The 24,211-nt window shown below is 74.0% G+C and carries 19 protein-coding genes; 10 read left to right on the top strand and 9 right to left on the bottom strand.

What is annotated here, in order from left to right; all coding sequences use genetic code 11:
• Positions 1-62: 62 nt before the first annotated feature.
• Entirely contained in the window at positions 63-362 is a 300-nt protein-coding gene (locus D0Z67_RS27835) for a hypothetical protein (RefSeq protein WP_031179356.1), read from the bottom strand.
• Positions 363-533: 171 nt separating this feature from the next.
• Here D0Z67_RS27835 and D0Z67_RS27830 point away from each other — a divergent pair, with 171 nt between their 5' ends.
• On the top strand, positions 534-899 hold the full coding sequence (locus D0Z67_RS27830; RefSeq protein ID WP_031179355.1) for a nuclear transport factor 2 family protein: 366 nt from the start codon (positions 534-536) through the stop codon (positions 897-899).
• A 47-nt stretch (positions 900-946) separates the two neighbouring features.
• Here D0Z67_RS27830 and D0Z67_RS27825 read toward each other — a convergent pair whose 3' ends face one another.
• Both D0Z67_RS27825 and D0Z67_RS27820 read right to left on the bottom strand, forming a co-directional pair.
• Positions 947-1,975, bottom strand: coding sequence for an alcohol dehydrogenase (locus D0Z67_RS27825; RefSeq protein WP_031179354.1), 1,029 nt, complete (start codon positions 1,973-1,975; stop codon positions 947-949).
• Between the two features lie 90 nt (positions 1,976-2,065).
• Complete coding sequence (locus tag D0Z67_RS27820) at positions 2,066-2,560, bottom strand: metallophosphoesterase family protein (RefSeq protein ID WP_031179353.1); 495 nt, start codon at positions 2,558-2,560, stop codon at positions 2,066-2,068.
• An 88-nt stretch (positions 2,561-2,648) separates the two neighbouring features.
• On the opposite strand from D0Z67_RS27820, the gene D0Z67_RS27815 reads away from it, so the two are divergent.
• Both D0Z67_RS27815 and D0Z67_RS27810 read left to right on the top strand, forming a co-directional pair.
• Positions 2,649-3,086, top strand: a complete 438-nt coding sequence (locus D0Z67_RS27815; RefSeq protein WP_031179352.1) for a MarR family winged helix-turn-helix transcriptional regulator — start codon at positions 2,649-2,651, stop codon at positions 3,084-3,086.
• Between the two features lie 31 nt (positions 3,087-3,117).
• A complete protein-coding gene (locus D0Z67_RS27810; RefSeq protein WP_031179351.1) occupies positions 3,118-3,702 on the top strand; it encodes a hydrolase in 585 nt (194 codons plus the stop codon).
• 61 nt (positions 3,703-3,763) lie between these two features.
• Here D0Z67_RS27810 and D0Z67_RS27805 read toward each other — a convergent pair whose 3' ends face one another.
• Positions 3,764-4,033, bottom strand: coding sequence for a hypothetical protein (locus D0Z67_RS27805; protein WP_031179350.1), 270 nt, complete (start codon positions 4,031-4,033; stop codon positions 3,764-3,766).
• 125 nt (positions 4,034-4,158) lie between these two features.
• A complete protein-coding gene (locus D0Z67_RS27800) occupies positions 4,159-6,612 on the bottom strand; it encodes a SpoIIE family protein phosphatase (RefSeq protein WP_031179349.1) in 2,454 nt (817 codons plus the stop codon).
• A 202-nt stretch (positions 6,613-6,814) separates the two neighbouring features.
• Here D0Z67_RS27800 and D0Z67_RS27795 point away from each other — a divergent pair, with 202 nt between their 5' ends.
• Positions 6,815-8,944 carry a SpoIIE family protein phosphatase gene (locus D0Z67_RS27795; protein ID WP_382849114.1) on the top strand — a complete coding sequence of 710 codons (2,130 nt, stop codon included), beginning with the start codon at positions 6,815-6,817 and terminating at the stop codon, positions 8,942-8,944.
• 54 nt (positions 8,945-8,998) lie between these two features.
• On the opposite strand, the gene D0Z67_RS27790 is transcribed toward D0Z67_RS27795, so the two are convergent.
• Positions 8,999-10,396, bottom strand: a complete 1,398-nt coding sequence (locus D0Z67_RS27790; protein WP_037774307.1) for a S1 family peptidase — start codon at positions 10,394-10,396, stop codon at positions 8,999-9,001.
• 654 nt (positions 10,397-11,050) lie between these two features.
• Between D0Z67_RS27790 and D0Z67_RS27785 the strand changes: the two genes are divergently transcribed.
• The 4 genes from D0Z67_RS27785 (at position 11,051) to D0Z67_RS27770 (ending at position 17,230) form a co-directional block, all read left to right on the top strand.
• On the top strand, positions 11,051-11,266 hold the full coding sequence (locus D0Z67_RS27785) for a hypothetical protein (RefSeq protein ID WP_031179346.1): 216 nt from the start codon (positions 11,051-11,053) through the stop codon (positions 11,264-11,266).
• Between the two features lie 108 nt (positions 11,267-11,374).
• Positions 11,375-12,181 (top strand): HlyD family efflux transporter periplasmic adaptor subunit, encoded by an 807-nt coding sequence (locus D0Z67_RS27780; RefSeq protein ID WP_031179345.1) that lies wholly within the window; start codon positions 11,375-11,377, stop codon positions 12,179-12,181.
• Between the two features lie 65 nt (positions 12,182-12,246).
• Positions 12,247-14,412, top strand: coding sequence for an NHLP family bacteriocin export ABC transporter peptidase/permease/ATPase subunit (locus D0Z67_RS27775; protein ID WP_051887482.1), 2,166 nt, complete (start codon positions 12,247-12,249; stop codon positions 14,410-14,412).
• 1 nt (position 14,413) lies between these two features.
• The gene (locus D0Z67_RS27770) at positions 14,414-17,230 is read left to right on the top strand and encodes an NHLP bacteriocin export ABC transporter permease/ATPase subunit (protein ID WP_031179343.1); all 2,817 of its coding nucleotides are present in this window, start codon (positions 14,414-14,416) and stop codon (positions 17,228-17,230) included.
• 187 nt (positions 17,231-17,417) lie between these two features.
• Here D0Z67_RS27770 and D0Z67_RS27765 read toward each other — a convergent pair whose 3' ends face one another.
• The 3 genes from D0Z67_RS27765 to D0Z67_RS27755 form a co-directional block, all read right to left on the bottom strand.
• Entirely contained in the window at positions 17,418-17,840 is a 423-nt protein-coding gene (locus D0Z67_RS27765) for a subtilase-type protease inhibitor (RefSeq protein ID WP_031179342.1), read from the bottom strand.
• A 413-nt stretch (positions 17,841-18,253) separates the two neighbouring features.
• Complete coding sequence (locus tag D0Z67_RS27760; protein ID WP_031179341.1) at positions 18,254-19,162, bottom strand: hypothetical protein; 909 nt, start codon at positions 19,160-19,162, stop codon at positions 18,254-18,256.
• Entirely contained in the window at positions 19,159-19,578 is a 420-nt protein-coding gene (locus tag D0Z67_RS27755; RefSeq protein ID WP_051887457.1) for a hypothetical protein, read from the bottom strand. Before D0Z67_RS27755 ends, D0Z67_RS27760 begins: the two co-directional genes overlap by 4 nt.
• A 132-nt stretch (positions 19,579-19,710) precedes the next feature.
• On the opposite strand from D0Z67_RS27755, the gene D0Z67_RS27750 reads away from it, so the two are divergent.
• Complete coding sequence (locus tag D0Z67_RS27750) at positions 19,711-23,007, top strand: CHAT domain-containing tetratricopeptide repeat protein (protein ID WP_031179339.1); 3,297 nt, start codon at positions 19,711-19,713, stop codon at positions 23,005-23,007.
• A gap of 38 nt (positions 23,008-23,045) precedes the next feature.
• Entirely contained in the window at positions 23,046-24,191 is a 1,146-nt protein-coding gene (locus tag D0Z67_RS30460; protein ID WP_051887456.1) for a tetratricopeptide repeat protein, read from the top strand.
• Positions 24,192-24,211: the final 20 nt, after the last annotated feature.

The raw sequence follows: 24,211 nt of genomic DNA, 5'->3' as shown, positions 1-24,211 counted from the left end.
GAGTGAGGGCCGCCCGGTCATGGACGGCCCTCACGGGTACGGCTGTTCAGATACGGCCGCCTCTAGAGGCCGGGGAGCAGCCCGGTGACGGGGGCGGCGAGGTCGGTGAGCTGGTGCAGTTCGTTCAGCCGGTTCAGCTCGCTCACCTGGTTCAGGCCGCGCACCTGCTCGCCGACGCGCGGGACCTGGCTCTGGGCCTGGGGCGGGAGTTCGCTGACGGCGACGTCGTCCAGCATGGTCATCGGGTTGATCTGCCCGCCTGCAGGAGCGCTCGCGTCGGCCGCGTCGGCCAGGGGGGCGACAAAGCCCGTGACACCGACGGCCAGACCGACGGCGGCGACGATACGTCGTGTTGAGATCATGCCGTGAGCAACGCCCGTACCCCCGCGCCGGACACGGGCGGTGGCCGTCGCTCACCCGTGAGGCGGACCCGGTCGCCTGCGTTTGCCGTCGCCGCCGGGGCGGAGGAGTCTCGGATGTGGGCCCCCACGGTCCGCCGCCCGCCGGGCCGCGGGCGGACGAAGGAGGTCACCATGGGCAGCAAGAAGGACTCCGGCTTCACCACGGAGGTACTGCGCGAGGCCATCGAAGCGGACTCCGGAGAGGGCCTGCTCGCGCTGTACGAGGACGACGCGCAGATCCGCGTCATCGACCACGCCGACCAGCCGAGCCACCCCAAGGTGCTGCGCGGCCGGGGCGAGATCGAGGAGATGCTCGCCGACATCTACAGCCGCGAGATGATCCACCGGCTCGACCAGTGCGTCATCGACGGCGACCACGCGGCCTTCACCGAGTCGTGCCAGTACCCCGACGGCAACAAGGTCTACGCCGAGTCGATGGTCACGCTGCGCGACGGCCGGATCTCGGACCAGATCCTCATCCAGGCCTGGGACGAGTAGGCGCGGGGCGGGTCCGGGCCGGTCGATGACCGGCCCGGACTCCGTGATCAGCCGGTGGTGAGGACCATCCGGAAGCGGGCCTTGCCCGCGAGCATCTTCTGGAAGGCGGAGCCGACGTCGTCCAGCGGTACGGACTCGCTCATCGGGCGGATGCCGTGCAGGACGCTGAACTCCATGGTGTCCTGCACGTCCTGGGAGGTGCCGGAGGGGTGCCCCTTGACCTCGCGGCCGGCCATCAGCAGCTGGACCGGGCTGATGCCGAGCGGCTCCGTGGTGGCGCCGATGACGACGAGCTGGCCGCGCGGGGCGAGGCCGTCCACGGTGGCCGACATGGCGTCGGAGTTCCCGGCGGTGGCCAGCACCACCTTGGCCCCGCCGAGCGCCTGGAGCGCGTCGGCGACCGGTGTCCCCGAGGTGCTGTCGATGTAGTGGTGCGCGCCCAGCTCCCGCGCGAAGTCCTCCTTCTCGGCGCCGCGCGCGATGGCGACGGTCTCGAACCCCATCGCGGCCGCGTACTGCACCCCGAGGTGCCCGAGCCCGCCGACCCCGAGGACCGCGACCAGATCCCCGCCGGGCCGGGCGTCGGTGCGCCGCAGGGCGTTGAAGGTGGTGACGCCCGCGCAGGCCATGGGCCCGGCGTCGACGGCGTCCAGTCCCTCGGGGATGCGGGCCAGCGCGTCGACGGGGACGATCACCTGCTCGGCGAAGCCGCCGTCGTAGGCCCAGCCGGGCACCTGGAGGCGGACGCAGGTGATGAAGTCGCCCTCGCGGCACGGCTTGCACCAGCCGCAGCTCCCGCCGAACCAGCCGACCGCGACCCGGTCCCCGACCTTCCAGTCCCGCTCCGCCGTGCCCTCGCCCAGCTCCGCGATCCGCCCGGCGATCTCGTGCCCGGCGACCTCGGGGAAGGAGATGCCGGGCAGCCCGCCCTCGACGAACATGGCGTCGCTGTGGCAGATCCCGCACGCCTCCACGGCGATCCGCACATGGCCGGGGCCGGGCTGCCGCACCTCCCGCTCGACCAGCTCGAAGCCGCCGCCGGGTTCCGTCACCTGCGCCACTCGATAGGTACTCATACGCCTCTCCGGAGAACGTCACGAAGAGCCCGCGCGGGCCCTCGCTCCAGCAGAACAGCAGTACCCGGATCGCGCGCGCCGACGCGGGGGCTACGGAAGCGTGTGCGTGGTGAGGTCGGTGAGCGCGCCGTCCGCGACGGTGGCGGTCATGTAGGTGGCGTGCGGCTGGCGTCGGCGGTCGGTCGGGGAGCCGGGGTTGAGCAGGCGGAGGCCGCCGGGGGCGGTGGTGTCCCAGGGGATGTGGCTGTGCCCGAAGACGAGGACGTCCAGGTCGGGGAAGCGCTCGGCGCAGCGGGCCTCGCGGCCCCGGGCCGGGCCGGTCTCGTGCACCACGCCGAAACGCAGGCCGCCCAGCTCGGCGTACGCCACCTCGGGCAGCCGGGCGCGCAGGTCGTCGCCGTCGTTGTTGCCGTACACCCCGATCAGGCGGCGGCTCCCGGTTTCCAGCAGGTCGAGGGTGGCGGTGTCCACCCAGTCACCGGCGTGGAACACCACGTCGGCGTGGGGGAGTTCGGCGAGCAGGCGGTCCGGGAGCCGCTTGGCCCGCTTCGGCAGGTGGGTGTCGGACATCAGCAGGAGGCGCACGGCTCCAGCGTAGGCAAGCGCAATAGACAGGTAAAACTGAACAGTCCGAACTGGACAGGCTGGGCTGCCTCTCCTTACGGTGGCGGGCATGGTCCACATCTCCGGTTCGGCCGCCCGCGCGGCACGCGACCTGCGGGTGGTGTTCAGCCGGCTGCGGCGCCGTATCCGTGAGGTGGCGCGGGACGCCGATCTCACGCCCCCGCAGGAGTCCGCGCTCTCCCTGGTCGGGAAGCACGGCGCGGCCACGGCGAGCGCGCTCGCCGCCGCCGAGGGCGTACGCCCGCAGTCCATGGCCGCCACCCTCGCCGCGCTGGACCAGCAGGGACTCATCCGCCGCGCCCCCGACCCGGACGACGGCCGCCGTCAGCTCGTCACCCTCACCGAGGCGGGCCGCGCCCGCGTGGAGGGCAACCGGCAACTGCGCGAGGAGTGGCTGGCCCGCGCCTTCCAGGACCGGTTCACCGAGGACGAGCGGGAGACGGTGCTGACCGCGCTGGAGCTGCTGGAGCGGCTGTCCCGCCCCTGAACACCCCCCACCCTTCTCGAAAGGCCGACGCATGTCCGTCACCACGCTCGACCCCCGTACCGCCCTTGTCGTGATCGACCTCCAGGCCGGGATCACGGCGATGCCCGTCCAGCCGCACAGCGCCGCCGATGTGGTGGCCCGCAGTGCCGAGCTGGCCGACGCCTTCCGCGCCCGTGACCTGCCCGTGGTGCTGGTCCGGGTCTCCTTCGCCGCCGACGGCGCGGACGCGGTGCCCGGCCGTACCGAGCGCCAGGCGCGCGGGCTGTCCTTCCCCGAGGGCTGGGACGTGATCGTGGACGAGCTGACCGGGCACGCCGGTGACGTCCTGGTCACCAAGCACAACTGGAGCGCCCTGTTCGGCACCGACCTGGAGGTGCAGCTGCGCCGCCGGGGCGTCACGCAGATCGTGCTCACCGGCATCGCCACCAGCATCGGCGTGGAGTCCACCGCCCGGGACGCGTACGCGGCCGGCTACAACGTCACCCTGGCCATCGACGCCATGGCCGACGCCGACGCGGAGGCGCACACCAACAGCGTCGAGCGGATCTTCCCCCGCCTCGGGGAGAGCGGTACGACGGCGGAGATCCTCGAACTGCTGGCCAAGACCCACGGCTGAGCACGGCGGGACGGCCCGGTACCCGCACGGGTGCCGGGCCTTCGCGTGCCCGCTGTCCGGGTCAGTCCCCGGCGGCCGCCGCCCGTTCCACCTCGGCCTCGATCTCGGCGCGGGCCCGCCCGGTGTCGCGGGCGTACTCGCTGAGCGCGGTCTGCACATCGCGGGCCAGGTCGCGCCAGGCGCGCAGGGCGGTCTCGTACGTGCCGGACTGGGCGCCGGTCATGGCCCGCTCGGCCGGGGGCCCGTAGGTCTCCCGCAGCTCGTCCACCATGGCGTGTGCCGCGGCGGCCGCGCGCTGCTTCTGGACCAGTTCTTCGAAGGTGTGTGCCACACCAACCGACCCTAGGCACGCCGGGCGAACCCGCCACTCGGGACGGCCGTCCGCGCCGTCCGCCGCTGCCTGTCGCCGGGCCTCGTCGCCCGCCTCGTCGAGCTCTCTCATCCCCCACCCGCTCCTCACGTCCCGTCGGTCACCAGCTCCGCCCACACCTGCTTGCCGCCGCTGACCGGGACGGTGCCCCAGGCGTGCGAGACCGCCTCGACCAGCAGGACGCCCCGGCCGCCGGTGGCCTCCCAGCCGACGCTGGTCGGCTTGAGGGGTCCGCGCGGCGAGGAGTCGGTGACCGCGATGCGCAGCCGGTGGCCGACCAGGCTGAGGTCGAGCCGTACCTGCCCCTCGGTGTGCACGAGGGCGTTGGTGACCAGCTCGGACACCACCAGCAGCGCGGTGTCGGCGGTGTCCTTCGGCAGTTCCCAGGCGCGCAGGGTGCGGCGGACGAACCGCCGGGCGTGCCGTACCGCCTCCGGGACCCGCCACACGCTCCAGCTCTCGCGGCGCGGGCGCACGGCCATGCCGTCGTAGCGGACCAGCAGCAGCGCCACGTCGTCGCCCCGGTGGGCGCCCGCGAGCAGGGCGTCGGCGGTCCGGCCGAGGTGGGCGGGGTCGGCGGCGGCGAGGTCGCGGGCCAGCCGGTCCATGCCGGTGTCGAGGTCGGTGCCGGACGACTCCACCAGGCCGTCGGTGGTGAGCGCGAGGACCGTGCCGGGCCTGAGTTTCAGCGGGGTCATCGGGTACTCCGCCCGGGTGAGCACCCCGAGTGGCGGTCCGCCCTCGGCCTGCACGGTCTCCGTACTGCCGTCCGGGTGGCGCAGCACCGGCTGCGGGTGCCCGGCGCGTACGCAGAGGGCGGTGCCCTGCTCCATGTCGATGTCGACGTAGACGCAGGTGGCGAAGAGGTCGGTCTCCATGTCCAGGAGCAGCCGGTTGGCGTGGGCGACGACCACGTCGGGCGGGTGGCCCTCGGCGGCGTAGGCGCGCAGGGCGGTGCGCATCTGGCCCATGAGGGTGGCGGCGCCCGCGTTGTGGCCCTGGACGTCGCCGATGACGAAGGCCACGTGGTTGTCGGCGAGCGGGATCACGTCGTACCAGTCGCCGCCGACCTCCAGGCCCTCGGTGGCGGGGAGGTAGCGGGCGACGGCCTTGGCGCCGGGCAGCCGGGGCAGCCGGTGGGGCAGCAGGGTGCGCTGGAGCATGCCGACGAGTTCGTGCTCGGCGTCGAAGGCGTGGGCGCGGCGCAGGGCCTGTCCGGCGAGGGCGGCGCAGGCGGTGAGCAGGGCGCGCTCGTCGGGGGCGAACTCGTGCGGGCGGTCCCAGCCGATCAGGCAGGCCCCGGCCATCCGTCCGCCCGCGGGCAGCGGCAGCACGGCGAGCCCGCCGGGGCCGACCCCGGAGAGACCGGGTTCCAGGACGGAGCCGGCGGGCCAGATGTGGGCGCGGCCGTCGCGCAGCGCGGCGGCGAGGGCGGGCATGGCGCGTACGGGGGCGTCGGGCCACTCCCCGCGCCACTCGGCCCGCCATAGTTCGGGCCATGCCTCGGGTTCGGGCGGGTCGAGGACGGTGACGACGAGGCGGTCGTTCTCCAGTTCGGCCAGCGCGATGCGGTCGGCGCGCAGGGGCTTGCGCAGCGCGTCGACGACGGCGTGCCCCACGTCCTTGACGGTGCCGGCGGTGGCGAGGTCGGCGGCGAGGCGCTGGACGCGGGCCACGTCGGTGACGTCGGAGCGCAGCTTGGTGGCGTCCGCGACGGTGCCCACCAGCCGGGCCGGTCTGCCCTCCCCGCCGGGCACCAGCCGCCCGCGCAGCCGGAGCCAGCGCAGCCCCCCGGACGGCCGGCGGACGCGGAACTCCAGCTCGCGCTCGTCCAGGGACATGTGGTCGGGCTCCACCACCGACATCAGCGAGGGCAGGTCCTCGGGCACCGTGAGCCCGAGAAGCGTCTCCACCTTGCCGTCGAACTCGTCGCGCCCTATCCCGAAGAGGCGCAGGATCTCGTCGCCGACCTCCACCCGGCCGGTGTCCATGGCGAGGCTGAAGGCGTCGGCGGCCGGTTCGCGGGAGTCGGCGGGGCCGGGCTCGGGGACGGCGACGGCGCGGGCGATCAGTTCCAGCGTGGCCCGCTCCCCCGCGTCGAACCCTCCGGGCCGCTCCGCGACCGCCAGCAGCGCGCCGCCGCCCGGTCCGGCGAGGGGCAGGGCGGCGAGGGAGAAGTCCGGTGCGGGGGTGCGGCGGCCCTCGGCGCGGTCGGCCACGTCGGCGGGGGCGAGCCAGACGGGACGGCCGGTGCGGTGGGCCTCGGCGACCGGGGCGCCGCCGCCCGTGGGGTAGCCGTCGCGCAGGCCGTACAGCGAGCCGGGCAGGCCGGCGGACTCGGCCAGGCACAGCACGGCGGGGTCGTCGCCGGGGGCGTACACCCCGGCGAACGAGGCGCCGGCGAGGACGAGCGCCTGTTCCAGGACGCGGCGGAGCCGGTCGTCGGAGGCGGGCGCGGCCATGAGTGTGGCGAGGACGTGCTCGGCACGCCCGGCTCCCGTCCTGCGCACCGCAGCACCCTCACTCGCCACGTTGGCCATTACAGCGCGTACGGGCGCGCGGCGCAGCCCCTGTGCACCGACCGCACGTGGTTTTTCCCTACCGCGCGATTGCCCCGAAAGCCTTCCGGGTGCGCGTATCGGTCCTTTCCGCTCGGCATGAGCGGTGTCGGGAGGGGGTACTCGGCGAATTCCCAGAGGTGGGACTCGTCCGCAGGCCGGGGCACGAGGGCCGTACGAGGAGGTGGTCGGCGTGTCCGACACGCCGGACCCCGCGCGGGAACCCCCGGAGGCCGGGCGGCCGCTGCTCTCGGTCGCCCTGGCCGCGATGATGGAGGACGTGGGCGCGCACTCCGGTGCGGTCTATCTGCTGCGGCCGGACGTGCCGGTGCTGGAGATGGCGGTGATGGCGGGCCTGCCGAGGGCGTTCGCCGCGCCGTGGGAGCGGGTCGGGGTGAGCGCGCCGATCCCGGTCGCGCAGGCGGTGCGGCAGCGGCGGCCGGTGTGGGTCGGCGGCGGTGAGGAGATGGCGCGCCGCTTCCCGCGCGTCGCCGTGGTGCTGCCGTACCCGTTCGCGCTGGCCGCGCTGCCGCTGGCCACGGACGACGCCGTGCTCGGCTCGGTGTTCGTGACCTGGCCGGCCGGGCACGGCCCGGAGCTGACCGAGCGGGAGCGGACGCTGCTGACGGCGGGGGGCGAGCGGCTGACCCGGCTGCTGGCGCGGGCGTCGGCCGAGCACCGGCCCCTGGGCGCCGAGCGGGACCTCGTGGCGACTCCGGACGCGGCAGTCGCGGACGAGCTGGGTCCGCTGGAGGCGGCGCGGATGGTGGCCCGGCTGCCGTACGGGCTGGTCTCGCTCGACCTGCACGGCCGGATCGGCCACGTCAACGCGGCGGCCGCCGAACTCCTCGGCCGGCCCGCCACCGAACTCCTCGGCACCCTGCCCTGGGTGTCGGTGCCGTGGCTCAACGACCCGCTGTACGAGGACCGTTACCGGGCCGCGCTGATCAGCCGCATGCCGACCTCGTTCGTGGCGCTGCGGCCGCCCGGCCACTGGCTGTCCTTCCGGCTCTATCCGGGCAGCACCGGGCTGAGCGTGCGCATCACCCGGGTCCGGGTGCTCACCGAGCGCACGGACGTACCGGCGGGCGCGCCGCACCGGCTGGTGACGATCTCGCGGCTGCTGAGCCTGACGGGGGCGCTGACCGAGGCGGTGGCGGTGGACGACCTGGTGCAGCTGGTCGCGGACGAGGTGGGTCCGGCGGTCGGCAGCCGGGCGCTGGTCCTGCTCGCCGCCGAGGAGGGCCGGATGCGGGTGCTCGGGCACCGTGGGTTCCCGGACGAGCGGGTGGTGCACCGGTTCGACGGGATGCCGCTGACCGAACGGACGCCGGGCGCGCAGGCGTTGACGAGCGGGGTGCCCGCGTTCTTCGAGTCGGTGGAGCACATGGAGCGGCTGTACCCGGTCCGGCGCGAGACCCGGGACGGCTTCGCGGCCTGGGCGTATCTGCCGCTGGTGGCCTCCGGGCGCCCGGTGGGGACGTGTGTCCTGGCGTACGCCGAGCCGCACTCCTTCCCCGCCGAGGAGCGGGCGGTGCTGACCAGCCTCGGCGGGCTGATCGCCCAGGCGCTGGAGCGGACGATGCTGTACGACGCCAAACACCGGCTGGCGCACGGGCTCCAGGAGGCGCTGCTGCCGCACTCGCTGTGCCCGCCGCCCGGCATCGAGGCCGCCGCGCGCTATCTCCCTGCGACCCGGGGCATGGAGATCGGCGGCGACTTCTACGATCTGGTGCCGACCCGGCCGCAGGCGTCCGCCGTGATCGGCGACGTCCAGGGGCACAACGTGACGGCGGCGGCGCTGATGGGCCAGATCCGCACCGGGGTGCGCGCCTACAGCGCGGTGGGGCAGGCGCCGGGCGAGGTGATGGGGAGCATCAACCGGCTGCTGATCGACCTCGGTACCGAGCTGTTCGCCAGCTGCCTCTATCTCCGCCTCGACCCCGCGCACGGCCGGGCCGTCATGGCGCGGGCGGGTCATCCGCCGCCGCTGCTCCGTCGTCCGGACGGGCGGGTACGGGTGCTGGACCTGGCCGGGGGCCCGTTGCTCGGCATCGACTCGGAGGCGGTGTACCCGACGACGGAGGTGACGCTGGCGCCGGGTTCGGTGCTCGCTCTTTATACGGACGGACTGGTGGAGTCGCCCGGTGTGGACATCGAGGACGCGCTGGTCGACCTGGGCGCGCTGTTCTCCGAGGCGGGTGACGGTCCGCTGGAGGACGTGGCGGACGCGCTGGTCCGGCACGGGACGGCGGGCCGGGAGCGGGTGGACGACGTGGCGGTGCTGTTGCTGCGGGCTCGGGACGGCAGATGAGCGCCCGGCCCGCGGAGGGTCCGGCCCTTCCGCCGAAGGGCCGGACCCGGCCGGTCAGTTGGCGGAGCTTCCGTCCTGGTGACGGTTGCGGTGGTGGTGCTCGGTGCCCTTCTCCTGCGCGGTACCCGCGCCCGCGTCCGCACCGGCACCGGCCTGGTCGTCGGCGCCGCCGATCTGGTCGCCGCCCGCCTGGTCACCGGCACCGGCACCGGCCTGGTCGCCCGCACCTGCCTGGTCGCCCGCACCTGCCTGGTCCCCAGCGCCCGCCTGGTCGCCCGCGCCCGCCTGGTCGTCGCCCGCACCGGCACCCGCGCCCGCGCCGCCGTCGCCCAGGGTGGCGCCCGTGGCCGCGAGGGCGGCGGTGACCGGCTGGAAGAAGGTCTCGCCGCCGCTGGCGCAGTCGCCGCTGCCGCCGGAGGTCAGCCCGATCGCCGCGCCCTCCTGGGTGAACAGCGAGCCGCCGCTGTCGCCGGCCTCGGCGCACACGTCGGTCTGGATGAGACCGGTGACGGTGTCGACGCCGCCCGGGTCGGTCTCGCTCTGGAAGTTCACGGTGGCGTCGAGGCCGGTGACCTGGCCGTCGTGCAGCCCGGTGGTGGAGCCCATGCGGAACACGGTGGAGCCGACGGTGGCCTCGGCGGCCTGGGTGATCGCCACGACCTGGCCGTTGCCCGCGTTGACCTCGCTGGGCGCCTCGGTCGCCGGGTCGTCGTACTTGACGAGGGAGAAGTCGCCCTCGCCGGGGAAGGTGGCCTGGTCGACGGTGGCGATGGGCTGCCCGGTCTGCGAGTCGGACCACTGCTTGGCCGCGACCCCGCAGTGACCGGCGGTCAGGAAGGCGGGGCTGCCGTCGGAGGCGGTGACGTTGAAGCCGAGGGAGCAGCGCACGCCGCCGCCCTGCACCTGGGAGAAGATCGCGTCGCCGCCGGAGACGAAGGTCTTGAAGGTGCCGCCGGTCTTCTTCAGCGTGGCGGTGCCGGAGCCGAGGCCGTCGACGGTGGACTCCAGCCGGTCCCACTTGGCGCCGGTCACCGTGGAGTCGGCGCTGACGATCACCTTGTTGGTGCGCGGGTCCACGGCCCAGGCGGTGCCGGGGATGGCCGCCTTGGTGCGCAGCGTCTTCGCGGCGGACTGGAGGTCGGCGGTGCTGTTCTCCACCTGCCGCACGACAGCGCCCGCACTCTTCGCACGTGCGACGGCGGCACCGTCACCGACCGCGTTCACGACGAGCTGCTGCTTGGCGCCGTCGTAGTAGGAGCCGGCGAACTGGCCGCCGAGGGACTGCTTCAACTGGGCGGCGAGCGTGGTCGCGTCGGTGGCCTTGAGGGTCCTCGCGGTGCCCGCCGCGGCCGTGTCCTTGTCCTGGGACGCGTTGGCGTTGGGCAGCAGCAGGGCCGCCGCTCCGAGCGCCGCGACACCGCCGACCGCTATCGCGGCCTTCCTCTTGGGCATGCGCTTGTGACTCAACTTCTCGACCTCCTGGGTGCGGGGGTCTGCCGCTGTCGGGCAGTTCGTAGGGGGGTGCCGGCTGGCTACAGGTACGGGCGTCCGGCCCGGCGCGTTCAATCCCGATTGCCAACTTCGTTGCGCGGGTGGGGAATCGGCCACGCCCGCACCTCTTCTGACACACCGCCACCTCGGTCACCCCGCGTCACTGGCACGTAGCACCGCGTCCAACACCGGTAACGGAATCCCCGCTTCAGGGAATCTGCACATCCCGCACCCAGGCAGGGCACGGACCGGGAGGTCCGCGCACCGGCGCGCATGTCCCGGACACGCCTTTGGGGAGGAGTGCCGGATTCGCGTTACCGGCGGTAGTGGAGACGGCGCGACGGCGGCGCGGGGATTGTGAAGGAGAACCACTCACGGCGTGCGCGCCCCTGCACGAATGAACCGCACCACGGACCGAAGTCGCTGGTGAGAGCCCTGAGCAAGTGGAATCGGGCACGACGTGCGTGCTTTGATCCATCGCATCGCAGGAACCGCCCCAGGGCTGCCGGAGACGGCGGCCCGAAGGTCTGGAACTCCTCGCGGCCGCGGCCGTCATCTGTCCCCAGAGGGGGCCGCTCCCCCCTTGTGAAGACCCATAGGAAGGGAAGTTCCATCATGAACTCCACCCCCCGTGTCGAGACCGTCGAGATCTCGGACGCCGAGCTGGACAACGTCTCCGGCGGCCTGTCCGTGAACGCCCTCTCCACCGTGACCGGCGCCGTCAACGGCATCGCCCCGGTCTCCGGCCTGGTCGACACCGTCGTCGGCACCGTCGAGGGTGTCACCGGCCTCAACACGGCCCCGGTCACCGGCCTGGTCGCCGGTCTCTGACCGCACCTCGGTGTCACCGAGAGTCCCGGACCCCCTCGCGGGTCCGGGACTTTCGGGCGTCCCGAAACAGTTCCGTGCCGTCGTCTCTCCTCAGGTGAGGGAAGTTCCGTGCAGTTCCGCCAACAGGCCCTCGCCAAACTCCAGTCGCCGGAGGATCTCGACCTCCCGGTGCGGCTGGCACGCCCGCAGGGGTGGCTCGTGCTGGGCATCACCGTCGTCGTGATGGCGGCCGCCTCGGTGTGGGCGGTGACCGGTTCGGTCGCCTCCACCGTGAGCGCCCCGGCCATCCTCAACCACGGGCAGGGCAGTTACGTCCTCCAGAGCCCGGTGGCCGGTCAGGTCACCGGAGTGCTCGCCAGGCAGGGGCAGCGGCTGCCCGCGAACGCCCCCGTGCTCAAGGTCCGTACCGCGCAGGGCGATGCGCTGATCCGTACCGTCGCCGCCGGGCGGATCACCGCGCTGGCCGCGACCATCGGGCAGATCGTGCAGACCGGCGCCGACGTGGCCGCCGTGGAGAAGGTCGCGCACGACTCCGACCCGCTGTACGCGACGGTGTACGTCCCCGCCGAGAACGCCGCCTCCATCCCCGCGCACGCCACCGTCGACCTGACCGTGTCCTCCGTACCGGCCGAGCGCTACGGCGTGCTGCGCGGCACGGTGAAGTCGGTGGACCGCGCGGCGCAGAGCGCCCAGTCCATCGGCGCGTTCCTCGGCGACAGCCAGCTCGGCCGGCAGTTCACCAGCAAGGGCCGCCCGGTCGCCGTCCTCGTCGCGCTCGACAAGTCGGGCTCCTCGAAGAGCGGTTACCGCTGGTCGTCGGCGGGCGGGCCGCCCTTCGGGCTCGACTCCATGACCCTGGCCTCCGGCGCGGTCCATCTGAGCGACCAGCGCCCGATCGATTGGCTGCTCCCGTGACCACCCCGACCGACACCGCGCAGGAGAACCGAGGCCGCAGACGGGCCGCCCCGGCCCGCCGCCCGGTGCCCAAACCCCGTGGCGGCACGGTCCGTACGCCCACCGTGCTGCAGATGGAGGCCGTCGAGTGCGGCGCCGCCTCGCTCGCCATGGCGCTCGGCCACTACGGCCGCCATGTCCCGCTGGAGGAACTCCGCATCGCCTGCGGTGTCTCCCGCGACGGCTCGCGCGCGAGCAACCTGCTGAAGGCGGCCCGGAGTTACGGCCTGACCGCCAAGGGCATGCAGATGGACCTCGCGGCGCTCGCCGAGGTGCGCGCCCCGGCCATCCTGTTCTGGGAGTTCAACCACTACGTCGTCTACGACGGCATGGGGCGCCGCTTCGGCCGGCGCGGGGTGTACATCAACGATCCCGCCAAGGGCCGCCGGTTCGTGCCCATGGAGGAGTTCGACGGCAGCTTCACCGGTGTGGTGCTGGTGCTGGAGCCGGGCGACGGCTTCAGCAAGGGCGGCCGCAAACCCGGTGTGCTCGGCGCGATGCCCGCCCGGCTGCGGGGGACGGCGGGCACCCTGCCCGCGGCGGTGCTGGCGAGCCTGCTGCTGGTCGCGGTGGGCGCGGCGGTGCCCGCGCTGAGCCGTACCTATATCGACATGTTCCTGATCGGCGGCCAGACCTCGCTGCTCGGCGTGCTGTTCGCGTCGATGGCGACCTGTGTGGCGCTGACCCTGGTGCTGACCTGGCTCCAGCAGGCCAACCTGCTGCACGGCCGGATCATCTCCTCCACCCTGTCCAGCGCCCGCTTCCTGCGCCATCTGCTGCGGCTGCCGGTCACCTTCTTCTCCCAGCGCTCCCCCGCCGACCTCGTCCAGCGGCTCCAGTCCAACGACCAGGTCGCCGAGACCCTGGCCCGCGACCTCGCGGCGGCGGGCGTGGACGCGATCGTGGTCGTGCTGTACGCGGTGCTGCTGTACACCTACGACCCGCAGCTCACCTTCGTCGGCATCGGCGTGGCGCTGCTGAACATCGTGGCGATGCGGCTGGTGATCCGGCTGCGCGCGACCCGTGCCGCGAAACTGCGGGCGGACACCGCGCGGCTGACCAACACCTCGTACACCGGGCTCCAGCTCATCGAGACGATGAAGGCGACCGGCGGGGAGGACGGCTACTTCCGCAAGTGGGCCGGGCAGCACGCGGCGACGCTGGAGGAGCAGCAGAAGCTCGGGGTGCCGAGCGCCTGGCTGGGCGTGGTCGCGCCGACGCTGGCCACCTTCAACAGCGCGCTGATCCTGTGGATCGGCGGCCTGAGGGCGGTCGAGGGGCACATCTCGGTCGGTCTGCTGGTGGCGTTCCAGGCGCTGGTGGCCCGCTTCACCGCGCCGCTCACCCGGCTCAACGGCGTGGCGGGCCGCATCCAGGACTTCGCGGCCGACGTGGCCCGGCTGAAGGACGTGGAGAACTTCCAGGCCGACCCGCTGTACGCGCGTCCCCAGGGCGCCGACGACACCCGCAGGCTGCGCGGGCACGTCGAGCTTCAGGGGGTCACCTTCGGCTACAGCCCGCTGGACAAGCCGCTGCTGACCGACTTCGACCTCACGGTGGGTCCGGGGCAGCAGGTGGCCCTGGTGGGCGGTTCGGGCAGCGGCAAGTCGACGGTGTCCCGGCTGATCTCGGGGCTGTACTCGCCCTGGGAAGGCGTGATCCGGATCGACGACCGCAGGCTGGAGGACATCCCGCGCGGCGCCCTCGCCGCCTCGGTGTCCTTCGTGGACCAGGACGTGTTCCTCTTCGAGGGCTCGGTCCGCGACAACGTGGCGCTGTGGGACCCCTCGATCCCGGACGAGGCGGTGGAGGAGGCGCTGCGGGACGCGGCGCTGTACGACGTGGTGGCGCGCCGGCCGGGCGGGGTGCACAGCAAGGTCGAGCAGGACGGCCGCAACTTCTCCGGCGGGCAGCGCCAGCGGCTGGAGATCGCGCGGGCTCTGGTGCGCCGCCCCAGCATCCTGGTGCTGGACGAGGTGACCAGCGCGCTGGACGCCGAGACGGAGCTGACCGTGATGGACAACCTGCGCCGGCGCGGCTGCGCCTGTGTGGTGATCGCCCACCGGCTGTCCACGGTCCGCGACAGCGACGAGATCGTGGTGCTCCAGCACGGCACGGTCGTGGAGCGGGGCAGGCACGAGGAGCTGGTGGCGCGCGGTGGCGCGTACGCCGCGCTGGTCAGGGAGCGGTGAGATGACGACCACGCACGACGGTGATCTGGTGCTGGGCGCCCTCGGCTCGCTCGGTACGCGGGTCGACTGCGCCGGGCTGAACCGGCTGGACCTGGAGGGGCCCCAGGTGCTCTGGCTGGTGACGGCCGGCGCGCTCGACCTGTTCGCGGTGGACGCCGCCGAGCAGGGCCACTGGCACCACCTGGGCCGGCTGGAGGCGGGCGCGCTGCTGCTCGGCCCGGTCGCGGGACCCCAGCACACCCTGGTGGCCCGCCCGGTGCGGGACTGTGTGGTGCACCGGGTGAACCTGCGCGAGCTGTACCAGGGCGCGCCCACCGAGACCTGGTCCTACGACGAGTACGGCAACCCGCAGTACGTGCCCCCCTCTTCCAGCCCGCTGGAGTACGCCCTCGCCCTCGGCGTCGGCCGGGGCCTGTCGGTGCTGTTCCAGGCGCCGCTCGCCGAGGACCGGTCGGTGGCGCCCTCGGACGACGACGTGTTCTGGATGCAGGTGCCGCCGGGCAGCGTGCAGTACGGCTCGGTGTACGGCGCGGAGGCGGCGGCCGACCTGCTGATGGACCCGGGGCTGTGGCAGAGCCTGGTCGACCAGCAGTACCGGCTGCTGACCGCGCTGGACCGCTGGATCGAGCAGCTGGAGCGCACCCACGAGACGCGGGCGGCGGCCGGTATCAAGGCCGGGGAGGCGGTACGCGCCCAGGCCGACCGGACCCTGCTCGCCTCCATCGGCAAGCGTTCGGACCGGCGGAGCACGGCGGCCGACGCGGACGCCGGGTACGCGGCCTGCAAGCTGGTCGCGCGGGCGGCCGGGATCACGCTGGCCGACCCGGCGCGCGGGATCGGCGAGAGCGAGCGGCTGGACCCGGTGGAGCGGGTGGCGCTCGCCTCCCGGGTCCGGGTCCGGGCGGTACGTCTTGAGGGTCACTGGTGGCGGGAGAACGTGGGCCCGCTGGTCGGTCACCGGGCGCTGTCCGGGGCGCCGGTGGCGCTGCTGTGGCGGCGTGGCGGCTATGTCGCCGTGCAGCCGGCGAACGGCCGGGAGACGCCGGTGGAGAAGGCGAACGCGGAGGAGTTCGAGCCGCGCGCGGTGATGTTCTACCGGCCGCTGCCCGAGAAACGGCTCGGCCCGCTGGGCCTGCTCCGGTTCAGCCTGGGCGGCACCCGCGGCGACGTGCTGAACCTGCTGCTGGCGGGGCTGGTCACGGTGGCGATCGGCGCGCTGGTGCCGATCGCCACCGGCAAGGTGCTCGGCGAGTACGTGCCGCAGGCGCGGGAGAACCTGATCGCGCAGGTGTGTCTCGCGGTGATGCTCAGCGGGGTGGTGTCGGCGGCGTTCACGCTGCTGGAGAACCTCACCATCCTGCGTCTTGAAGGGCGGATCGAGGGTTCGCTGCAACCGGCCGTCTGGGACCGGCTGTTGCGGCTGCCGACCCGCTTCTTCAGCGGGCGGTCCACGGGCGAGCTGGCGAGTGCCGCGATGGGCATCAGCTCGATCCGGCGGCTGCTGGCGGGCGTCGGCCCGGTGGTGGCGCAGTCGGTGACGATCGGCGCGATGAACGTCGGCCTGCTGCTGTACTACAGCGTGCCGATGGCGCTGGCCGCGATCGGGATGCTGCTGGTGATCGGTGCCGTCTTCACCGGGCTCGGGCTGTGGCAGGTGCGCTGGCAGCGGCGGTTGGTGACCCTCGGCAACAAGCTGAACAACCAGGCGTTCCAGACCCTGCGCGGGCTGCCCAAGCTGCGGGTGGCGTCGGCGGAGAACTACGCCTACGCCGCCTGGGCCGCCGAGTTCGCGCGCAGCCGGGAGCTCCAGCAGCGGGTCGGCCGGATCAAGAACCTCAGCTCGGTGCTGGGCGCGGTGTATCTGCCGGTGTGCACGCTGGTGATGTTCATGCTGCTGGCCGGCCCCGCGAAGGGCGCGATGTCGGCGGCGTCCTTCCTCACCTTCAGCACGGCGGTGACGATGGTGCTGACCTCGGTCACCCAGCTGACCGGCGCCTTCGTGTCGGCGGTGGCGGCGCTGCCGCTGTTCGAGGAGCTGCGCCCGGTGCTGGACGCCACCCCGGAGGTGCGGGCGGGCAGCACCCGGCCGGGCCCGCTGACCGGCGCGCTGGAGGCCCGGCGGCTGTCGTTCCGGTACTCCGACGACGGTCCGCTGGTGCTGGACGACGTGTCCTTCGCGGTGCGGCCCGGCGAGTTCGTCGCGGTGGTCGGCCCGAGCGGCTGCGGCAAGTCCACCCTGCTGCGCCTGCTGATCGGCTTCGACAAGCCGGTCTCCGGCAGTGTGCTGTACGACGGCCAGGACCTCGGCGCGCTCGACCAGTCGGCGGTGCGACGCCAGTGCGGGGTGGTGCTCCAGCACGCACAGCCGTTCAACGGCTCCATCATGGACGTGGTCTGCGGCACCGAGCCGTACACGCCGGAGGAGGTCATGGCGGCCATCGAGCTGGCGGGCCTGGCGGAGGACGTGGCGCGGATGCCGATGGGGCTGCACACCATCGTCGCCGGGAGCGGGGCGGTCTCGGGCGGTCAGCGCCAACGGCTGATGATCGCCCAGGCGTTGATCCGCCGGCCGCGCATCCTCTTCTTCGACGAGGCGACCAGCGCCCTGGACAACGACACCCAGCGCACGGTCATCGAGTCCACCCGCAAGCTCAACGCGACCCGGGTGGTCATCGCGCACCGGCTGTCCACCGTGATGGACGCGGACCGGGTGGTGGTGATGGAGGACGGCAAGGTGATCCAGCAGGGCTCCCCCGCCGAACTCCTCGCCGACACCGGTGGCCGGCTGCACGAACTGGTGCGCCGCCAGCTCGCGTAGGAACGGATGTGCCGCTTCCCGGCGAGGCCCCCCACGGGCCTGGCCGGGAAGCGGCTGTGGGTCCGGAAGGCGGCGGCCCCACTCCGCCACACCCTCCCGGTACGGGATCGCCGGTCGCTCCGCCCCAGGGGCCGCACTCCCCAGTTGCGAAACCGACCCTGCGGCACGGAGCCCGTGCGATCCCGGTCTAGAACGCGAAGACGCTGCTGTCGAGCGCGTCCTTCGCGCAAGCGTTGCCGAACGTGCGCTCGTAGGCGACCCGCTGGCCCTGCCAGACACCCTGGACGGTGACGACCACGGGGTCGTACTGCCGGGTGCAGTACACGTCGGGGCGGGCCTTCAGAGCGGTGAAGTCACCTCTGACCCCGCGCAGTTCGGCGCAGGCGGCAGCCGCCGCGGGGTGGGTGCCACTGGCCGTGGGCGCGCAGCTCAGGGTGACGGCGCGTTCCGGGGTGACCGTGGTCGCGCCGTCGCCGTGCCCGGTGGTGAGGACCAGTGCCGAGGGTGCGTACAGGGAGGCGGGCGCGGCTACGGAGGACCCGGTCAGGGGTCCGCAGACGGCGGCGGCGGTCAGGCCAAGGGCCCCGGCCCAGCGCGCGGTGTTCCGCATGGTGTGCATCCTTCCGCTCGATTCGAGGGTGTGCCGTCCGTTGCCCGGTGGGGCGCCGCGACGGCGAGCGCCACTCTGCCGAGTCCGCAGCCGGAACACACATCCCACCCATGACTTTCAGTAACATTGCGTATTGAATCAGTGGCGTGAAGTCACGGAATTCGAACAGGTCGGCCCCTCAACGCCGGGCTTTCCGAACACTCCGATCGGCCGGATGGCCGGAAATCACCGCCTGAGCAATCGGCCTGAAACATTCCGCCCGCCCATGCCGGGGCCGCCTTCACGATCCGCTCGTGACACCTTCACGATTCCTTGCGTTCGCACGGGTTTCGCCGCGCCCTGCGGATGGTTGAAGCCTTGATCGGGCCCCGAGACCCCCGCGACGCGGGCGCGCTGTTCCGGCCGCCCGGCCTTCAGTCGGGCTTGCTCAGCAGCCGGGTCAGCTCTTCCCCCGTGTCCGGGGTGAGCCGGCCCTCGCACTCCAGGCCGAGGGCGCGGGCCAGATCGGCGCCCTGGAGGTCCACCAGGGCCTCCGCCAGCTCCGCGAAGGACGCCGCCGCCGTACGGCCCCGTACGGCGCCCGTCGCCAGTGTGGCCGCGCCGACGAGTGCGGCGGGCCACCACCACAGGGCCAGCAGCAGGTAGGCCACGCCCCAGGCCGTGAGCCGGGCGGCGGCGGTCAACGCGGTGCGCGAGGTGCCGAGTTCGGCGCGGGTGCTGTCGGGGGCGAGCAACCAGAGATGGGGCCAGGCGGCGGTCAGGTCCAGGCGGTACGCCCGCCAGACGCGCCGGTCCGGGGTGGTGACCCGGTCTCCGGTCCAGAACGGGTGGCGCGGGGCGACCAGACCGATCCGATTGCGCCGGGCGTACCGCGCCTCCGCCTCCGCCACCAGGCCGTCCGCGTCTGCGGCGCCGCTCAGCCGGGCCCGGCCGGCCGCGACCAGGGCCGTACGGTAGGCGTCGTCGGCGGCCCGCCAGCCGCGCGACCGGCGCTCCGTCAGCCACCGGGTCACCGGTCCGCGCGGAGCCGTCAGCCAGACCCGCTCGACCAGCGCGCCCATCGCCTGCACCCCGGTGCCGGTGAGCGCGGCCCCGGCCAGCACGGCGACCGCGCACACCGCGAGCACACCCGCGCTGTGCGCGCCCGGCGCGGCGGCGAGGGCGTCGAGGCGTTCGCGCAGCCGCCCGGTGTCCCGCCAGTGCCGCCGGCCGAGGGTGACGGCGGTGGCCAGCGCGACCAGATACACCAGGCCAGGGACGGCCAGCAGGGCGAACCAGCGTTCGGCCAGCTTGCCGCCGAGCGCGTTGAGGAACGCGGTCACGGACGCAGCCCGATCTCGCGCAACGGCCGTCCGAAGATCCGGCATTGCGCCGGCGGCCCTTCGGGCTCGGGTGCCTCGACGCGGGCGCAGCCGCCGCCGGGACACGCCAGTACGCGCAGCAGCGGGTGCCCGGCGCCGGGGAAGCGCCGGTAGACGGGCGGGGAGTCGGTGCGGTACGAGCCGAGGCCCGCGGTGAGGCCGGCGGCCAGCAGGAGGTCCTCCAACTCGTCGAAGGAGTCCTCCAGTTCGCCCGGTGAGCGGCCGCCGCGCAGCTCGGTGGCGATGTGGTCGGCCAACCGGCGCCCCTCAGTCCCGAGTTCGCGCGCCAGCTCGGCCGACCGGTGGCAGAGCGCCGCCAGCCGCTCGTGCCCCGGGACGCCGTCCCCGTCACCCTCGTCGTCCCCGAGTCCGCTCATCGTCGTACCTTCCCGCACCGGCCGATCGGCGACTCAGCATAACGAGGGCGCCCGGGGGACCACTTGGGTAAAATCGGGCTCGGGACTTCTCGGGATTCCAGAGCCCATGGCGTCACACACGGGGGCCGGTCGATGTCGGACGCGCACGGAGCGGCTGGGCAGGCGCTCCGCCAAGTCGCGGCGCTGATCGATGAGTTCAACCGGTCGGGTGACCGCCACCCGCTGGACGACGCGGTCGGGATCTGTCGGCAGGCCCTTCGCGCGGCACCCCCCGGGGACCCCGTACACACCGTGTGCCGGGCCGCGCTGCGCAGCACCCTCGTGATGCGCTGGTCGGAGTTCCGCGACCGGCGGGACCTGGACGAGTCGATCACCGAGGGAAACGCCCTCACGACCGGACCCGGCCCCGACGAACAGGACTTCCGTCTCCTGGGCCGCATGCTGGCCGACCGCCATGAACTCACCCGCGATCCCGCCGACTTGGCGGCCGGTATCACCGCTCTGCGCCGTGCCGCCGAGCTGCCCGGACGCGGCGGGGACCACCGGCCGTTCGTCCTGGACACCCTCGGCGGTCTGCTGGCCGAGCGCGGCGAGGCGACGGGCGACACCGCCGACCTCGCGGAGGCGGAGCACCTGCGCCGGGTGGCCCTGACCCTGCTCCCCGAAGGCTCCCCGGAGCTGCCGACCGTACGGAACAACCTGGCGGCGAGCCTCCGCCACACCGCCGCGCTGCACCGGGACCCCGACCGGGCCCGCGAGGCCGTCGAACTGCTGGGCGCGGCCCTCGCGGACACCCCGGCGCCCCGCCGCCCGCAGGCCCTCCTCCACCTGGCCACGGCCTGGCGGACGACGGCCGAACTCACCGGCTTCCCGGCCGACGTCGAGGCCATGGTCACCGCCCATGACGCCGCCCTGGCCGCGATCCCGAGGGGCCATCCGCTACGGCCGCGCGCCCTCACCGGCCTGGGCGTGGCCCTCCGGCTGGCGGCCGAGCACACCGACGACACCGAACCGCTGCGCGTAGCGGTGGCCCTGCTCGACGAGGCCGTCGGGGAGACTCCGGAGGGCAGCCGGGCCCGACCGCACCGGCTCAACAGCCTCGGCAACGCCCTGCACCGGCTGGGCGAGCGCACCGGCGACGCGGCCCTGCTGGACGAGTCCGTACGCGTCCTGCGCGCCGCCGTCGCGGAGCCGTCACCGCGGGAGGAGGGCCATGTGGGCCGGGTGGCGAACCTCGCCCTGGCCCTGCGCGAGCGCTACCACCAGACGGGCGATCTGGAGACCCTGCGCGAGGCGGCCCGCCTGGCCCGGCTCACGCTGAACGCCCCCCGTACGGCCGGGGATTCGGACACCCAGCTCGCCAACCTCGGCGTCGTCCTCCAGACCTGGCACGACCGCACCGGCGACGCGGGCGCCGCCGCCGAGGCCGTCGACGCCGCCCGCCGGGTGCTGGCCCGGACCCCGCCGGGCGGCGCGGAGCGGGCGATGCGGCTGAACCACCTCGGCAACGCCCTCTTCCAGCGGTACGGGTCCGGCGGTGACCCGGCCGACCTCGCGGAGTCCGTCGCCATGCTGACCGAGGCCGTGGAGCGGACGGCGTACGGCACCTCGGACCATGCCGACTATCTGCACAACCTGGGCCTGACCCAGCTCACGGGCGCCCGCGCGGCCGAGGACCCAACTCTGCTGAACCAGGCGGTGACCACGCTCGGCCGGTCCGTGTGGGCGTCGGCGCCCGGCACGGCTCCGACCGCCAACCGGCTCCAGTCGTACGCGTCCGCGCTGCGCGCCCTGCACGCGGTGACCGAGGACCCGGCCGTGCTGCTCGCGGCGGAGGACGCCTACCGGCAGGTCGCCGGGATCACGGTGCTGCCCGCCGCGCGGCGCGTGCGGGCCGCGTACTCCTGGGGCATCGCGGCGGCGGACGCGGGCCGCTGGGAGCAGGCGCTCGCCGGGTTCGAACTCGCCCTCGCGCTGCTGCCGTTCAGCATCGGCAGACGGCTGACCCGCGACGACCAGGAGCACGGGCTGACCGGTGTGCAGGGGCTCGCCGCGGACGCCGCCGCGTGCGCGGTGCACCTGGGCCGGCCCGACCACGCGGTGCTGCTGCTGGAGCGGGGGCGCGGGGTGCTGCTCGGGCAGACCATCGCGGCCCGCGCCGAGCTGGAGCGGCTGCGCGCCGCGCATCCGGACGCCGCCGACCGCTTCATGGAGCTGCGGGACCTCATCGACGCGCTGGACCCCGGCGAGGAGGACACCGACGAACGGCACGTGCTCGCGGCCCGCTGGGAGGATCTGGTCGCCGAGATCCGCGCGCTGCCCGGCTTCGGCGGCTTCCTGGACGGGCCGACGGCCGCCGAGGTGCGGGCGTGTGCCGGGCGGGGGCCGGTGGTGCTGCTGTACGCGAGCCCGTACCGCAGTGACGCGCTGGTCCTGCTGCCGGACCGGGTGCTGCCGGTCCCGCTGCCGGGTGCCGGCCTCGCGGCCGTGGAGGCGCGGGCGCGGCGGCTCGGCACCGCGCTCGCCGAGGCGGCCGTGCCGGAGCGGGAGCGGGCCGCGCAGGCGACGGTCGCGGAGGTGCTCGCCTGGACGTGGGACCACGTCACAGGGCCGGTCCTGGGCGCGCTGGGGCTGTCGGCTCCGCCGGCGGACGGTGCCCGGCCGAGGCTGTGGTGGTCGCCGGGCGGCCCGCTGGCCGCGCTGCCGCTGCACGCGGCCGGGCACCACGGCGACCCCTCCCGTACGGTGCTCGACCTCGCGGTCTCCTCCTACACGCCGACCGTCCGCGCCTTGGTGTACGCCCGCGCCCGCGCTGCCGGTCCCCCGCCCGCCGGGCGCCTGCTCGCGGTGGTCGTGCCCGACGCGCCCGGTGCCCGCAGGCTGGGCGGGGTGCGCCGGGAGGTGCGGGAGCTGAGCGCGCTGCTGCCGGCCGAGGTGATCGCGGGCCCGCGCGCCACCTTCGCCGCGGTGCTGGCGGCGCTGCCCGCCCATCCGTACGTCCACTTCGCCTGCCACGGGGTGAGCGAGCCGGACGACCCCTCCGGGGCACGGCTGCTGGTGCACGACCACCGGGAGCACCCGCTGACGGTACGTCACATCTCCCGCCTCGAGCTGCCGGACGCCCGGCTCGCCGTGCTGTCCGCCTGCGAGACCGCGCGGGGCTCGGAGCTGCTGGCGGACGAGTCGATCCACATCACCTCCGCCTTCCAGACCGCCGGCTACCCGCACGCGATCGGCACGCTCTGGCCGGTGCACGACGCGGTGGCGGTACGCGTGACGCGGACCCTGTACGGCGGGCTGCGCGACGCCCTCTCCGGGACGGCGGAGCTGGACGCGGCCCTCGCCCTGCACCACGCCGTACGGGAGTGCCGGGCGGCCTTCCCCGGCAGCCCCAGCCTGTGGGCCGCCCATGTGCACTCCGGGGCGTAGGGCCGCCGGAGCCGGACGACGAGAGGAGGGGTCGGAACATGGCCCTCGGATGGCGCAGGAAACGCGGGGACGACGGCCGCCGGGACACCCCCGGGCCCGGACTGCCCCCGGCCGCCGATCTGGTCGTCACGATGCTCAACGACGACGGTACGGAGGAGGAGATCAGCCGCGTCGGTCTGCCCCCGGACGAGTTCTACGGCCTGCGCGCGAACTCCGCCCATCAGCGGCTCGGCCCCGAACACCCGGAGACCTTGCGGGCGTTCCGTGACTACGCCCGGGTGCTGACCCATATGCAGGGCCGCCAGGAGGAGGCGCGCGAGCGGCTGATGGCCCTGGTGTACACCCAGTCCCGGACCCTCGGCTACGTCCACGAGGACACCCTGACGACCTCCGCCGACCTGGCCGGACTGATGCACGTCACGGGCGAGTTGGCCAAGTCGGAGGAGGTGTGGCGCAGCGTGTGGACCAGCCGCGCCGAACTCCTCGGGCCGGACCACCCCCACACCCTGGACAGCGCGTCCTCCCTGGCCTCGGTCCTGGAGGACCTGCGCCGCGAGCCGGAGGCGGCCGCCCTGCGCCGGGATGTGCTCGAACGCCGCAAGCGCCTGCTCGGCCCGGACGACCCGGCGGTCCTCTCCGCCACCAGCAGCCACGCGGCGACCCTGGTCAAGGCCGGCCACTGGGCCGAGGCTGAACGCGAACTACGCACGCTCGTGGCCAGGTTGGAGCGGCGCGGCCTCCAGGACGAGGACACCGGTCTGGCCGCCCGGTCCAACCTGGGCGCCGCGCTGTGCCGGCTGGACCGGCTGGACGAGGCGGAGGCGGTGATGCGCTCGGTCCTCACCGCCCAGCAGCGGGCCAAGGGCCCGGCCCACCCCGACGCCCTCACCACCCGCAACAACCTCGCCGCCGTCCTGCACGCCCGCGAGCACTACGCCGAAGCGGCCCGCATCCTGCGCGAAGTCCTCGCCCTCACCACCCAGCACAAGGGCGACGCCCACCCCGACACCCTCCACGCCCGCGACAACCTCGCCAACGTCCTCATCGACAACGGCGACCACCAGGAGGCCGCGACCCTCCTGACCCGCTGCCACACGGACTACACCCGCACCTTCGGCCCCCACCACCCCCTGACCCGCACCACAACCGAACGCCTCACCTGGCTCCGGGACAACTCGGCCTGAGTGTTGCCTTCTTGGCGGTG

This window comes from Streptomyces seoulensis (assembly GCF_004328625.1).
GTDB classification, from domain to species: Bacteria; Actinomycetota; Actinomycetes; order Streptomycetales; family Streptomycetaceae; genus Streptomyces; species Streptomyces seoulensis.
Note: the sequence above shows the minus strand (reverse complement) of the source record. Positions and strands in the feature narration are given on the sequence as shown.